Origin of the sequence: Acinetobacter sp. YH12043, from assembly GCF_013419915.1 — a bacterium.
GTDB lineage: Bacteria > Pseudomonadota > Gammaproteobacteria > Pseudomonadales > Moraxellaceae > Acinetobacter.
This window is the reverse complement of record NZ_VOZD01000007.1, coordinates 1-13,998: the sequence shown is the minus strand read 5'-3', so window position 1 is coordinate 13,998 and position 13,998 is coordinate 1. Positions and strand designations below refer to the sequence as shown.

General features: G+C 38.5%; 9 protein-coding genes and 1 rRNA gene. 4 read left to right on the top strand and 6 right to left on the bottom strand.

All coding sequences use genetic code 11. The features are described 5' to 3' along the window. Positions 1-24: 24 nt before the first annotated feature. Positions 25-339: a rhodanese-like domain-containing protein gene (locus FTU01_RS05185; RefSeq protein WP_005233835.1), complete on the bottom strand. Its 315-nt coding sequence runs from the start codon at positions 337-339 to the stop codon at positions 25-27. 91 nt (positions 340-430) lie between these two features. Here FTU01_RS05185 and FTU01_RS05180 point away from each other — a divergent pair, with 91 nt between their 5' ends. Next, positions 431-919 carry a YajQ family cyclic di-GMP-binding protein gene (locus tag FTU01_RS05180; RefSeq protein ID WP_004783667.1) on the top strand — a complete coding sequence of 163 codons (489 nt, stop codon included), beginning with the start codon at positions 431-433 and terminating at the stop codon, positions 917-919. A gap of 27 nt (positions 920-946) precedes the next feature. Then, positions 947-1,450, top strand: a complete 504-nt coding sequence (locus FTU01_RS05175; protein ID WP_179993327.1) for a DUF4442 domain-containing protein — start codon at positions 947-949, stop codon at positions 1,448-1,450. Positions 1,451-1,507: 57 nt separating this feature from the next. Here FTU01_RS05175 and FTU01_RS05170 read toward each other — a convergent pair whose 3' ends face one another. From FTU01_RS05170 to FTU01_RS05160, 3 genes are all read right to left on the bottom strand, one after another. Next, positions 1,508-1,879 carry an acyl-CoA thioesterase gene (locus tag FTU01_RS05170; protein ID WP_171523022.1) on the bottom strand — a complete coding sequence of 124 codons (372 nt, stop codon included), beginning with the start codon at positions 1,877-1,879 and terminating at the stop codon, positions 1,508-1,510. Between the two features lie 75 nt (positions 1,880-1,954). Continuing rightward, complete coding sequence (gene trxC / locus FTU01_RS05165; protein ID WP_004783672.1) at positions 1,955-2,389, bottom strand: thioredoxin TrxC; 435 nt, start codon at positions 2,387-2,389, stop codon at positions 1,955-1,957. Then, complete coding sequence (locus tag FTU01_RS05160; RefSeq protein WP_159123097.1) at positions 2,390-3,286, bottom strand: alpha/beta hydrolase; 897 nt, start codon at positions 3,284-3,286, stop codon at positions 2,390-2,392. 125 nt (positions 3,287-3,411) lie between these two features. Between FTU01_RS05160 and FTU01_RS05155 the strand changes: the two genes are divergently transcribed. Then, entirely contained in the window at positions 3,412-3,747 is a 336-nt protein-coding gene (locus tag FTU01_RS05155) for a TIGR01244 family sulfur transferase (protein WP_004783676.1), read from the top strand. Positions 3,748-3,985: 238 nt separating this feature from the next. Here FTU01_RS05155 and FTU01_RS05150 read toward each other — a convergent pair whose 3' ends face one another. Then, on the bottom strand, positions 3,986-12,130 hold the full coding sequence (locus tag FTU01_RS05150) for a hypothetical protein (protein WP_180138409.1): 8,145 nt from the start codon (positions 12,128-12,130) through the stop codon (positions 3,986-3,988). A 172-nt stretch (positions 12,131-12,302) separates the two neighbouring features. On the opposite strand from FTU01_RS05150, the gene FTU01_RS05145 reads away from it, so the two are divergent. Continuing rightward, entirely contained in the window at positions 12,303-13,700 is a 1,398-nt protein-coding gene (locus tag FTU01_RS05145) for a dihydrolipoyl dehydrogenase (protein ID WP_180048070.1), read from the top strand. Between the two features lie 196 nt (positions 13,701-13,896). Here the strand turns inward: FTU01_RS05145 and rrf are convergent. Then, positions 13,897-13,998, bottom strand: a 5S ribosomal RNA gene (rrf, locus tag FTU01_RS05140); the annotation flags it as partial.

Sequence of the window (13,998 nt, the reverse complement as noted above, 5' to 3'; positions counted from 1 at the left end):
AGGCGCTTTTTTTCACAAGGTCAATTATGCACCTTGTTCCAGTGGCATACCTGCATCACGAGCAGCACGAGTACCACCCATCAGGATGACATATTCACGTGAGCTGTCAAAACCTTCTAACTTTTCAGCTGCACGTGGAGCTTTACTCCCACCACCACATAAAATGTAAATCGGTTGATCCGCTGACACCTGAGTCAGGCTATCTGCTGAAAGATCGTTAATGGGCTGATTGACCGCCCCTTTCACGTGTGCTTCAGCATAAGCACTTGCATCTCGTACATCCCAGATTACAGCATTTTCTGGGAACTCAAATGTTGTAATTTCTTGTTTACGGATCATTGCGCACTCCTTTGATGTAAACAACACTTGGCAAATGAAGAAAACATCCCTAGCATCTCAGATATTCTTTCCCTTTGTAAAGGTCTAAACTATGCCTTCTTTCGATATTGTTTCTGAATTAGAAATTTTTGAAGTAAATCATGCAGTTCAAAATACCCAAAAAGAGATTGCAACCCGCTTCGATTTCCGTGGACAGGATGTTTCTATTGAACTGAATGAAAAAAACAAGGAAATCAAAATTAGCACAGAAAGTGATTTCCAATGTGAGCAAGTGTATACCATGCTGGAAAACCATTTCTTCAAGCGTAAAGTGGATATTCAGGCGCTAGATCCACAAAAAATGACCGCTTCAGGCAAAAATGTAGTTCAAGTGATCAAGCTTAAAGATGGCCTTGACTCTGATACTGCGAAAAAAATTAATAAGGCCATTAAAGAAAGTGGTATTAAAGTGCAATCTTCAATTCAGGGTGACAAGATTCGTGTGACTGATAAAAAACGCGATACCTTGCAACAAGTGATGGCATTCCTGAAAGAACAACAATTCGGTCTGCCTTTACAGTTTAACAACTTTAAAGACTAAGATATTTCAACGTCTGTAGATGGAATTATGGCAAAGAGCAACCGACTGACCAAACTGGTCAAAGCGACATCAAGATTACCGCAAGGTATGCGTACTGCTTTATTGAGTAAGACTTTTGGCCGAGTAGTTCCGATGGTTGGCTCTGCCAAGATTCGCTATCAGGAAATCAGTGCTTCCAAAGTCGTGGTAAGTATGGCCAATCATAAGGTCATGCAGAACCATATCGGTCAGATTCATGCCTGTGCCATGGCACTGCTGGCAGAAACAGCGACCGGTTTTGTGACTGCGATGAATGTGCCTGACAGCGCAGTGGTTCTGATTAAAAGCCTAAAAGTGGACTTTAAGCGTCCAACCAAAGGTGCCATGACTGCGGTGGCTACGTTGACTCCTGAACAGCAGCAATTGATGCAAAGTTCAGAAAAAGGTGAAACACTGGTACAAGTTATTGTAACTGATGAATCTGGTGAAGCACCGATTCAATGTGAAATGCTCTGGGCTTGGATTGCCAAGAACCAGTTGAAGCCAGGCTAATTTCAATACAGACAAAAAAATCCCAGATTATTGATCTGGGATTTTTTATTTAATGAATTATGAGTTCTGCTGAGATTCTGCAAATTTCTGTTTTGCTTCATCTGGAATTGGACGTTTATTGCCTTTGACATCCACTGCGACAAAGGTAAATACCCCTTCAGTCACGCGTACAGGTGCACGTGAGTTATCATGACTGTCCCATACTTCGATTTGCATCTGGATTGAAGTATTACCGACTTTTAGAATTTTGGTATAGCAGCTAATGACATCGCCGACTTTCACAGGAACCAGGAAGGTCATCTGGTTAATCGAAATCGTTGCACAGCGTCCTTTACTAAAGCGCTCTGCATGAATTGCTCCCGCCAAGTCCATTTGTGAAACAATCCAGCCACCAAATACATCTCCACTCCAGTTGGTATCCGCAGGCATTGCAATCGTCTGCAGGGAAAGTACTCCCTCTGGTTTAATATGAGAATCTGTCACTTGAACTCCAGGCTTTTTAAATTAGGATTGAGCATTATTTAACTGCTGATCAAGCCACTTTTGTAGTTCGCTTGAACGTAATGCACCGCTTATTCTAGCAATTTCATTGGTTTTATTCATCAAAACCAGCGTCGGAATACTACGTACATTAAATGCTGAGCTTAATCGCGGATTGGCTTCGGTATCAATTTTAGCAAATACCACTTGTGGATTTTCTTTTGCTACAGCAGCAAAATGCGGTGCCATCATTTTACATGGACCACACCAGTCTGCCCATAGATCAATCAGGATGGGAAGATCACTATGGGTGACAAACTGACTAAAGTTCTGTTCATTTAGCTCAATCGGCGCCAGTGGAACTAAAGCTTGATGACACTGACCACATGCTGGATCGGCCGTTAATTTTTCTTCAGGCACACGATTTTTAGCCTGGCAATTCGGGCATACAATGATCATCTAGCGCACTCCAATATGTTGATGTAAGAATTCTAATTGGGTCGAGACTGCTTTTTCAAACCATTCACCATGATAAATATCAAAATGCCGCATATTCCACTCATGATATTGTACAAATGGTGCAATATTGGTTGCGGTTTCCCGACTGGCTTCAATGGGAATCAGGCTGTCTTGTTGTGCTGCGATAAACAGAACAGGAATAGTGATTTTGCGGACTTCCTGAATAGGACGATATCGCATCAATTTAAAGAATACCCGGGCTGGGATATGACCACTCCAGTAATAATCTGGATTCACAATGGATAGATATCCTTCATAACTGTCTTGTGTCGGCATAAAACAGAGTTTATGACGATCAACCACCGGCAAGGTCTTGGGCGCCATTCCTACCTTTGCCCCCATATAATCCTGACTGGAAATCTTCAGGGCTTTAGGCAATTGCTGCAAAGGATAAAGTTTGGCACTTTCTGCACCATCAACAAAGGGTACCTGTACCATTACCGCCTGAATATTTTTTAGTTCTGCGGCCAATGTCAGTACATGCCCGCCACTTAATGCCGTTCCCCATAACACAATCCGTTTGGCATCAATCGATTTACGTGCCTGCAAATGCTGGATCATGGTACGCCAGTCTTCAAGCTGAGCACCGATCGACACCAATTCACGCGGACGCCCGGTACTGCCTCCCCAATAGCGATAATCAAACAGAACCACCGCATAACCTGCACTGGCAAAACGTTGGGCATATTGCACCAGTTTAAAATGACGTAAAGCCGCTAGGCCATGAGCCATCAGGATCACAGCTGGTTTGTCAATCTGTTGAGGACGATAGAAATCCGCAGCAATCACTTCCTGACCGCTTTTGACATACAGTGGTTCGACTGTATAGGCGTACATACGCGCTCCATTGCGTTATTTTATAGTTGTAATCGTTTATAAATTTTTCAGAACTAGGCCATCATGTTTTCAGCTTAATGCTATCATAAAGCTTATCAAGATAAATGACATAATGGAGTGACATCATGAGCGAAAATGTAGGCTTTGCTGGCCAAATTGGTCCTGAACATATCTCTCAAGTAGTTGAAAAAGGTTTCAAATCAATTATCAATAATCGTCCGGATATGGAAGGTGGCCCTGAACAGCCAACCAGCGTACAAATTGAGGAAGCTGCTCGCAGTGCAGGTCTGGATTATGTCTTCCAGCCAGTAGTTGCCGGCCAGATTACTGAGCTTGATGTGCGCACCTTTGCTAACCATTATAACGAATTACCAAAACCGATCTTGATGTTCTGCCGTACAGGAAATCGCTCTAATAACTTATATCAACTGGCGAAACAGATGGACCTGCTGGATGACTAAGGTATTTGGGGGAAATGTACTTTTAGTTAACATTTCCTTTTAATTTCAGAGCTTGACCTAATGAGTAAATTTTTACTGGTTATATGTTGCAGTCTTGCATTGATGGGTTGTAGTTCAATGAATTTTAAGCCTACTGTGGGTGTCAGCATGGGAACTTCTATTTAACTTTAAAAAAGAAGCTCTCAAAAAAAACAGCGCCGAAGCGCTGTTTTTTTATAAATCGTAAATAGTTATTATATTAAGGAGCACATGTATAACGAACTTCTTTAGTCACCGCATCCGTAGTTATAGTATTAAAACCTAAATAAGGGCTTTCAATTGCTGGATGTGTTGTTGGTGTGATATCACTATTTAAAATCGGCAAAGTGAATGAATAATGCGTAATATCAGGCTGAGTTGTATTCACAGACGATGCTTCAAGCTCAACACTCACCCAAGTTGCAAAACGCTTTGGATAACGAATTTGTAGATCTACACGACCTCGTTCATCCGTTGTATATAATACATTTCCTTGTGTTTCATGACCAACAAAGTCAACTACATTTGTAGGTACTTTACGCATTTGACCACTATCCATATTCTGAATATTGATAAATCCATCAAGATTATTTCTTGGAACAGAACAACGAATTGTCGTTAATAATGGACCAAGTGGCTGTTGAGTGTCTGGATGCCACATTTGATTTACATCTCTTAACCAATCAGCTACAACTGACGGATAAAGATTCGGATCTAGAGGGAAACCATAGGTATATTCACCTACCATATATGCAACTGCATCCACATCCATTTGAATCTGTTGCTGAGGAACTGGATTACCACGTGGATCTTGAACTGCAACTGAAATATTCTGTAAATAATATTCTCTCGTTGTATCTTCGATCAAATTGGTTGTATCACGTGCAATCACAATAGATAAGCGTTCTAAATCACGGTCATTACGAATGATTGGTAATTCTATTTCCTGTGTGATATTACGCTCACCGTTATTATGTGTCGCGGTGATCAAAGTCGGTGAACTTAATACTTCCAATAATGTTGTAGGTTCTTTAATTAATGATGGATCAAAACGCACTGTAAATTTTGCTTCACCTACTTCATTAGATGCCAACATTGATGGACCGACAATCATCATACCGTTGTTCGCAGCATTCGCAATATTTAAAGATACGACTTGATTGACAACCGCGCCACCATCTTCATCTACAACATATGCAATGATATCAGTTGAATCCCCTACTGCAGTTAAACTTTGTTTCACAGACTTTAATTTAATCGCATGTTGAGGGAAGGTCTGCGCAGCAGGAGAAAATACTGGAATATTCGTTCTTTGCGTACGGATTGCACCATTGGTATCAATATGTGATGCCTGAATGGTAATTCCATCTTGCTCAAGTAAACGAATTAAATCAGGGTCAGCATTTGGTGGAATCACCACGGTAAATTCAGCATTACCCTTATCATCGGTTTGAACACTAGATGGGCCATCAATATAGATGTTATTGACAAAATTAGCATTATTCTCAATGAAGTCAGCTAAACTTAACTGTACAAATTGATTCGCAATAGCACCGCCATGACGATCCACAAGTTTAGCTGTCACAACATTATTCGAACCAGCTGAAGACATTGTGAAACGACTTAAATCCAATTGGATAAAGTATGGGTTTACTGCAGCAATGACATCAAAGGAAATTTCTGATGTCAGCTCCTGTCCTTTCGGATTTCGAATTGATGCACTAACAATAATACCATCACGTTCTAAGTTTTGTTTTGCTTGAGCAGATAGGTTATTAGGAATCGTAATAGTGACCGGTACACTACCATTTACTGTAACAACAGAATCAGCACTGAGTTTTACACCTGCATCAATAGCAACTTGATTTAGAGATAAATTGACAGGATAACCTATTGTATTTGCTCCTAGTTCATCTTTAACTGCAACTAGAATTTGCTGTGGTTTACCGTATTCTAGTGTCCTCGCATCACTTGTTAAGCGTAGGTTAACAGAATCTTTTGGAATTGTAGCCTGAACAGAGCCTGTTTGTTGGATACGATTGCCGCTATTTAAATTTGTACCTACTACGGCAAAGACAATACCATTTTTGATCAAACTAGCATCATACACGCCCTCAGATACCGTTACCGTAAACTCGGCTTCACCATTACTGTTAGTTTGCGTTGGTATATTACTTAATGAAACACGACTAGAGGTTAGCTTAGAAAGAGCAACCGCAATTGGTGTATTTGGAATCGCTTTACCATCTTTATCAACTGCTGTAATTTTGATTCGTGCTTCACCACCGAGAACAGATATCGTATCTAGTGGCTTACCATCTACTGTAGTAAAAATAAGATTCACTAAATCTGGTAAAACCACAGCAGCTTTATCTAATTCAATTTTACGAACCAAAGTATAATCAGAACCATCAGCACGTCGCGCAGTTGCTGTAAATTCAAGATCATTTGCAGCTAGGTTTTCAACTTCCGCTTCATTTTGAGGATTGATGGTCACTTCAAATGTTGCAAGACCATTACTGTCTGTCATGACTTGAGATGGTGAAGCAAAACTTACACCATTTCTTAAAGCAGCTTCATTTAACCCAAGTGAAACGACTTGGTTTGCAAAAGCCTTACCTTGTGTATCTTTCGCATTAATTGTCACCTGAATCGTCTTAGGTGTATTCACACCCAATGTAACAACATAATCAGATGCATCTAAGGTAAAGTAATCTAGAATCTGCCCGGCATTTGGTGATTTAAAGTTCAAGGTTTGAACAGCAGCTTTACCATTGCTGGTTGTCGCCGTGATACGAACACCTGGACTTACCAACTTAATCTGCTCTTGAGTACCTGCAACTTTATATTCAAACTCAAAATAAGCGTAACCATTGGCATCAGTAAGCTTAGTTGCTTCACCTGTTAAAGTTAACTGTGCTGTTTTTAACTGCTCTAGGGTTAAATCCGGTGTATCAATCGTAACTTTTGCACCCTGTAAAGCACCCTTATCAGCAGATAACGCTTTTACTGGTACAATAATTTTTTGATCTTTTGAGTAATCAAATGCTTGCAGAATTGGATCAATTAAAACTTCTGCAGGTGTAGACTCAACATCAGGAGCTCTTAAATCAATACGGCGAGAAGCTTCATAATTCGAACCATCAGCACGTTTAGCTGTTAATGTAACCTGTAAATCACCAGTCACATCATCAATCAGCTTTTGCACTTCCGCTTTATTACGTGGCAATGCCTTAAAGGTAAAGGTTACATATCCATCAGCATCCGTTTTTTGCGTAAAGGTTTGTGCACCAACATTCGCACCTGTTGGATCAAGTAAATAAACACCATTATTATGTGCTTGTTCATTATAGCTGATCGTGACATCTTGATTAGCAAGTGCTTTACCACCCACATTGATTGCACGTACCTTAACGGTAATATCAGTTTGTACGTTTTCTTCAATCGCAGCATAACCATTTGTATCAATAGAAATATAGTCTAAAGCTTCTGAAGTTAAAGACTCTCTAAAGTTCAATTTTGTTGTCTGTGTTTTTTCATTTGCAGTTGCGGTAACAGTTACACCATTTAAGATCTCACGCTGTACTGTAGATTTTGCATATTTATATTCAAATACAAATGTCGCATAGCCGTCATCACCAGTAAACTGTTCAGCTGCACCATTCAAGCTAAAGTTCAGTTGTGCTAATTTCTCTTGAATATCTGTCGTGATTGCGACTTTTTCATTTTTAAGCGTGCTGCCATCAGCATCTAATGCTTTAACACGTACTTGAATCGTATGATCTTGAGTATAGTCAAATGAGTTTAAGATTGGATCAATAACTAAAGTCTCAACTTTAGATTCAACTTGCTCTTCAGCTTGTACTAATTCAACTTTACGTTGTGCTTGACGAACAGATCCATCAGCAACTGCAGATAAGACTTTCACTGTTACGCCATTTGCCAATAATGCTTCTAATTCCTGTTGGTTCTTTGGATGCACACTGAATTCAAATTTTGCATAACCTTCTGCATCAGTTGCTACTGACGAAGCTGTAAGAAGATTAATACCATTTTCATTGGTTAATTCAATCTGAACATTTTGATTCGCCAAAACTGAACCATCAGTACCTTTTGCAAGCACAGATAACGCAACTTTAGTTTCTACATCCGTATCAATGACAGCTTTACCAATCATATCAATGACAAGATAATCAAGCGTATTAGTTTGAGTTTCCGCAAAGTTAATAACCGTGCGTTGCTCTTTTCCATTTGCAGTCGCTAATAATGCTACACCTTTCAATGCAAGAGGTTTTTGCTCTGTAGATTGTGCATCATAGTTATAGCTAAATTCGAAGACAGCATAGCCTTGATCATCGGTATATTGCTCAGCAGCACCATTTAAACTTAAATTAAGTTTTGCTAATTCTGCACTTGAGATGTTTTCAGGACGCAATGTGATTTTTTCATTACGTAATGCGCTACCATCTTCACCAATCGCCTTCACTCGTACCGCAATAATGTGATTTTTACTGTAGTCATAAACACTAATTGGATCAATGATCAGATAATCAACTTCACTTGGTGCTTCTGCTTCTGACTTATAAAGTTCAACTTTTCTTGATACTTTGTATGCAGAACCATCTACACGCTGTGCAGATAAACGAACATTCAAACCAGATGCAAGCAATGCCTCTAATTCAGATGCATTTTCTGGTGCAATGTTGACTTTAAATGTGGCTTGTCCTTGTGCATTGGTCACAACTTCTGTCGCAGAATTAAATGAAATACCACTATTGGTTTCTGTTTCATTCAATTCAATTTTCACAGTCTGGTCTTTTAATATCTGACCATTTGTTGCCAATGCAGTTGCTGTAATCATCACTTCTGTTGGTTGATCGGTTGAGATAACTGCACGACCACCTGTAGATACCACTAAATAATCAAGATTGATTTCTTGTTCATTTGCAGGTGCTTTAAAGTTAATAATCGTATTATTCGTCTTTCCATTGGCAGTTGCTGTAATTTCAAAACCATTTAACAGTTTCTTTTGTGCAGGAGACTGTGCATTGTATTTATAGTCAAATGTGAATGTCACGTAACCATAATCATCAGTCAGTTTCGTCGCATCGCCAACAAGACTTAAATTCAGATCAGCTAACTCTTGTGCACTAAGGGCTGTCGTTAAGCTCACTTTTTCATTACGTAAAGACTGACCAGCTTGACCAATCGCTTTCACGCGCACTTGAATTGTTTGGTCTTTTGTATAGTCATATGCTGCTTGTAACGGATCGATTAGTAGTGAAGATACTTGCGATACTTGCTCTTGCTCAATAAGCTTAATCGTTCTTAGAGTTGTATATTCAGAACCATCTTTTGCAGTTGCTTTAACAGCGACTGTTACACCACTCGCAAGCAATGCATTCAGTTCATCTTTATTTTTTGGTTTCGCATTTAAAACGAACTCAGCATTACCTAATGCATCTGTAACTAGGTTGTTAGAGGTTGCATACGTTACGCCATTTGAAACTGCAGTATTATCAATACCAATACTAATACGTTGGTTAGCTAAAACCTTACCATCTGTACCCATTGCCTTGACACGGATCTTGATCGGTGTATCTGTAGTGGTCGAAATTAAGGCTTGTCCATCTGTATCAACAGTAAAGAAACTTAAGTCAATACTATCGCTCGAAGCCTTAAAGTTAATGCGAATATTGCTGACCTTACCATTCGCCAAAGCATTGAAAGTAATACCTTTTTTCGCCAGCTCTTCTTGTTTAGGCGTTTCGTTATACTGGTAACTAAGTTTAAACGTTGCATAACCTAATGCATCAGTGATTTGTTCTGCTTGGGTCGTAAAACTTAAGCCTAACTGCTGCATCTGCTGATTAGTTAGGGCAGATTTTAATTGAATTTTTTCTTTTGCTAATGGGCTTCCATTGACATCTAATGCTTTTACACGAACGGTAATTTCTTGATTTTGCGTATAGTCAAAACGGGTTAAGATTGGATCTACCATAAGGTAATCCACTTGACTCGTTCCAGTGTCAATAATCGAGTTTGAAACTAAATCAATTTTACGAGTAACTGAATGCTTAGAACCATCATTACGATAAGACACTACTGCAACAGTTAGGCCTTTTTCAATTAAGGTATTTAATTCAGTTAAATTACGTGCTGCAACTTTTAATTTAAATTCAACTTTACCTTGTGCATCTGATACAAGCTTAGTTGCTGTGGCATATGAAACACCATTTGAAATCGCAGTTTCATCAATACCAATAGCTAATTCTTGATTTGCAAGAACTGCACCATCAACACCAAAGGCTTGCGTACGCACTACAATTTCAGTTTGTTGATTAAGTGCAATTTGAGCTAAACCATCAGTATCTAAAGTAAAGTAATCAAGGCTGACTTTGTCACTGACACTCTTTGTATTGAAGTTAACTTTAATTGTTTGAGTCTTTTGATTAGATAATGCCGTGGATGTAAAAGTAATCCCTTGCTTAGCCAACGCTTGCTGTTCTGCAGATTTATTATATTGATACTTATAAACAAACGTTGCATAACCATCTACATCTGTTAAAACTTCAGCAGCTGTACTTAAACTTAGACTCAACTTATTCAGCTGATCATCTGAAAGTAAAGATTTAATTGATACTTTTTCATTTTTAAGAGGGCCACCTTTTTCACTAATTGCTTTTACTTTAATCGTAATGTCTTGATTCTTAGTAGGATCAAAGTTTTCATTGATTGGGTCAATTAAGAGATACTTAACTGCTTCAGTTGCAACAGCCTTATCTTCAACAACAATTTTAATATTATTGCTAATACCGTTATCTGTTGTAAACGTCGCTGTGATCCCTGAAGCCTTTAATGCTTCTACAGCTGCTGCTGTTTGCGATGCTGGTGTTTTAATTCTGAAAGTGACATAACCCTCTGCGCCGACAGACTGACTTTCATTTAAGTCAAAGTTAACACCATCACTACTGCCTTCTAACTTAACAGCATTCGCTACAGCTTCGCTATTCAAGGTAAGTTTGATTTTACCTTTTTTCGCAGCATGACCATTGTTCGCAATCGCTTTTACCTTAATTTCAACACTATCAGACATTGCATTGATTTTATAAGATGAAGCGATTTCTAAACGTTGAATAGCTTCTTGATCGGTTGCACTATCATCTGCAGTAATAACATCAACAGTAATGGTCGCGAATTTCTGAGGGTTCTCTAAGAAAGTTGCTTTAAGTTCAATTCCTTCATCTTTCAAAGCAAGTGGTGTATCAGAATTACTTTTTAGGATAAATTCCGCATAACCTTGTGCATTTGTAATGGCTTCAGTTTTATCCAAGGTCACACCACGACCTGATTGATTGGTCTCCAGGCGAACTTTTTTACCTGCTAAATCTTGTTTATTGGAATTTTTGGCATATACACGAATACGTGCTTCGCCATTTTTTGCAGCAATCGGTGCATCAGGCTTAATAATTTCAAGTTTATCGACAATTGTTGCAATATCTTTAAATGTTAGAGACGTAGTTGCTTGCTTTTCTGCACGATGCTCATCAATGAGTTTAAAGTTTAGTGTTTTAGAGGTATCTACAAGCTGTTGAATTTGTGCCGCAGTTAAATTTTTATTTGCTACAAGTTTAAAATTTGCTTTACCTTCACTATCTGTCTGTACAGATGATCCGTTGCTAATTACAAACAATCCTTGTAACTCAGCAGGTAAAGACAATTCAACGGTTTGTCCTGACTTAGAACCACCTTTTGGATCAGTCACTTGGACAAAAAATTCAACTGCCCCATTTGGTAAATCAATCGTAAGGCCTTGTGGCACATCTAGAGTATAATCACTAACAATTACACTAGATTTTTTGATATTAAGGGTATATACCTGTTTAACTTGTGTGCCATCTACAGTTGCAGTTAATTGTACTTTACCAGATTCAATATTAATTGAAGGAATTTTAAGCTCAAAAATAGCAATGCCATCTTCAGCTGTAGCAACTAAGGAACTTTTGCTTGTTACACCTAATTTATCTGAATCATTAATCGCTAATCGTACATTTTTGCTAGAAATTCCACCTTTATCTGCATTTAAGACCTGAACAGCAATTTGTACAGTTGAATTATCTACAACCTGAACAATATTTTGGCCACTCGAATCTTGCAAACTAATATTCAAGCTTTCTGGAACTTGAGCTGTATTATCTGTAGATTCATTGCCGCCTCCATTATTTCCTCCTGTATTTGGTTGACTATTATTGTCATTATTATAGTAACCGTCACTCCCCCCCCCGCCACATGCAACTAAAGAAATCGATGTTGCTAAAACAGTCGTGTTAACCCCTAATTTTTTTAAATTTATAAACAAACTCATGTTTTTTCCCACTGCATATAATAGTTAAGCTGCCATAAAAGTTAATCTTCTGGCTTTTACACAAAATTTACTCAAAATAGCAAAAATATGCAATCTAGTTACATAATTTACATCAGAAACATTGTAAATCATGCATATAAATATTCATGTTCTGAGAATTGGTAAGCATTTTATGTATGACATTATTATTATCGGCGCAGGCACAGCAGGAATCAGTGCCTATAAAGAAGCTATTAAACATACCCAAAATATTTTAATTATTAATGCCGGTTCATGGGATACTACATGTGCTCGTGTAGGCTGTATGCCGAGCAAGCTTCTGATTTCTTCTGCTAACCGTATGCATGAGATTAAAACTGCAGAAAATCTCGGATTACAGCATGATGCAGTAATAAATACCTCCATCGTTATGGATCGCCTGCATAAGCTTCGTGATCATTATATTCAGGCCACTTTAAAAGAAGTAGAACAATGGGATTCAACTCATAAGGTGTCTGGTCACGCAAAATTTACTAATGCTCAAACAGTCCAAGTAGAAGGAAAATCTTATCAAGCTAAAAGTTTTATTATTGCAGTAGGCTCTCGACCAAATTTTGATGCTACCTTAAAAAATGAATTAGGCGATAAACTCCTGACTTCTGATGAAATCTTTGAGCTTTCACATTTACCCAAATCCTTAGCAGTGATTGGTAGTGGCGTTATTGCAATTGAATTGGCTCAAGCCATGCAACGTTTAGGAGCACATACTACTATGTTTGCTCGTAGTCAGAAAATAGGTGTACTCACCAGTCCAACTCTACAAGCTTTGGTCAGAGAGAAGTTAACTAACGAGCTGGATATCAAGTTTAAAACGCTACCTAATCAAGTCAAACTCCTTAATGATCAGGTAAAAATTGACTATATAGAAAATGATCAAAAACAAAGTCTTGAAGTAGATTATATACTCTCAGCCACTGGTCGTAACTCTAATTTAGATCGATTAGGTTTGGAGAAAATTAATCCTGAATTCCAAGATGTTAAAAAGCTACCTATTAATAAAAAAACCAAGCAATTAGCAAACTTGCCTATTTTTATTGTTGGAGATGCAGCCCCTGATGTCCCAATTCAACATGAAGCTGCCCACAATGGTAAAGAAATAGTCCAAAACTGCTTGAATTTTCCAGATGTTCAACCTATTTCTTCCCTGACTCCTTTGGCAATCGTATTTAGCCAACCAGAAATGGCTATTATTGGACAAAGTTTCAAGCAATTAGAGGAAAAAAATGCAGAATATATTAGAGGCTTTGTATCTTATGAAAGACAGGGACGCGCGTTAATTCTTGCTGAAAATAAAGGTGGAGCTGAAGTATATATAGATAAAATGTCAGGAAAATTATTAGGTGCTGAATTATTCTGCCCTCAAGCCGAACATCTAGCACACATACTAGCCTGGATGATTGATGCAGAGCAGGATATTCATCAGATTCTGGCAAAGCCTTACTATCATCCGACTTTAGAAGAAGGGCTAAGAACAGCATTTAAACATGCTCGTCGTCAGCTTGATCAACAGGAAGTAATTGACAATTCTTAAATATCTTAAAGAAGGATAGATAAAATTTAATTACTTCAAACAATATGGTGCAGCTAATAGCTCTGAAGTTTTGGCTGCACCCTGTTACTCTTTAACTCTTTTTTTAGATCAGAAAATATCAATAGAAAAAGTTGTAAGCATGAAACCCCACGCATAAAAAAGCCCCCTGCGTGAGCAGAGGGCTTTTGGAATAATGAGCTGGCGATGACTTACTCTCACATGGGAGACCCCACACTACCATCAGCGCTAAGAGGTTTCACTTCTGAGTTCGGGAAGGGATCAGGTGGTTCACTCTTGC

What these genes read in the sequence shown, in the direction of transcription:
- FTU01_RS05160 (WP_159123097.1), bottom strand. Translation starts at nt 3,286, where the DNA reads ATGTACGCCTATACAGTCGAACCACTGTATGTCAAAAGCGGTCAGGAA.
- trxC (WP_004783672.1), bottom strand. Translation starts at nt 2,389, where the DNA reads ATGATCATTGTATGCCCGAATTGCCAGGCTAAAAATCGTGTGCCTGAA.
- FTU01_RS05150 (WP_180138409.1), bottom strand. Translation starts at nt 12,130, where the DNA reads ATGAGTTTGTTTATAAATTTAAAAAAATTAGGGGTTAACACGACTGTT.
- FTU01_RS05155 (WP_004783676.1), top strand. Translation starts at nt 3,412, where the DNA reads ATGAGCGAAAATGTAGGCTTTGCTGGCCAAATTGGTCCTGAACATATC.
- FTU01_RS05175 (WP_179993327.1), top strand. Translation starts at nt 947, where the DNA reads ATGGCAAAGAGCAACCGACTGACCAAACTGGTCAAAGCGACATCAAGA.
- FTU01_RS05185 (WP_005233835.1), bottom strand. Translation starts at nt 339, where the DNA reads ATGATCCGTAAACAAGAAATTACAACATTTGAGTTCCCAGAAAATGCT.
- FTU01_RS05180 (WP_004783667.1), top strand. Translation starts at nt 431, where the DNA reads ATGCCTTCTTTCGATATTGTTTCTGAATTAGAAATTTTTGAAGTAAAT.
- FTU01_RS05170 (WP_171523022.1), bottom strand. Translation starts at nt 1,879, where the DNA reads ATGCCTGCGGATACCAACTGGAGTGGAGATGTATTTGGTGGCTGGATT.
- FTU01_RS05145 (WP_180048070.1), top strand. Translation starts at nt 12,303, where the DNA reads ATGTATGACATTATTATTATCGGCGCAGGCACAGCAGGAATCAGTGCC.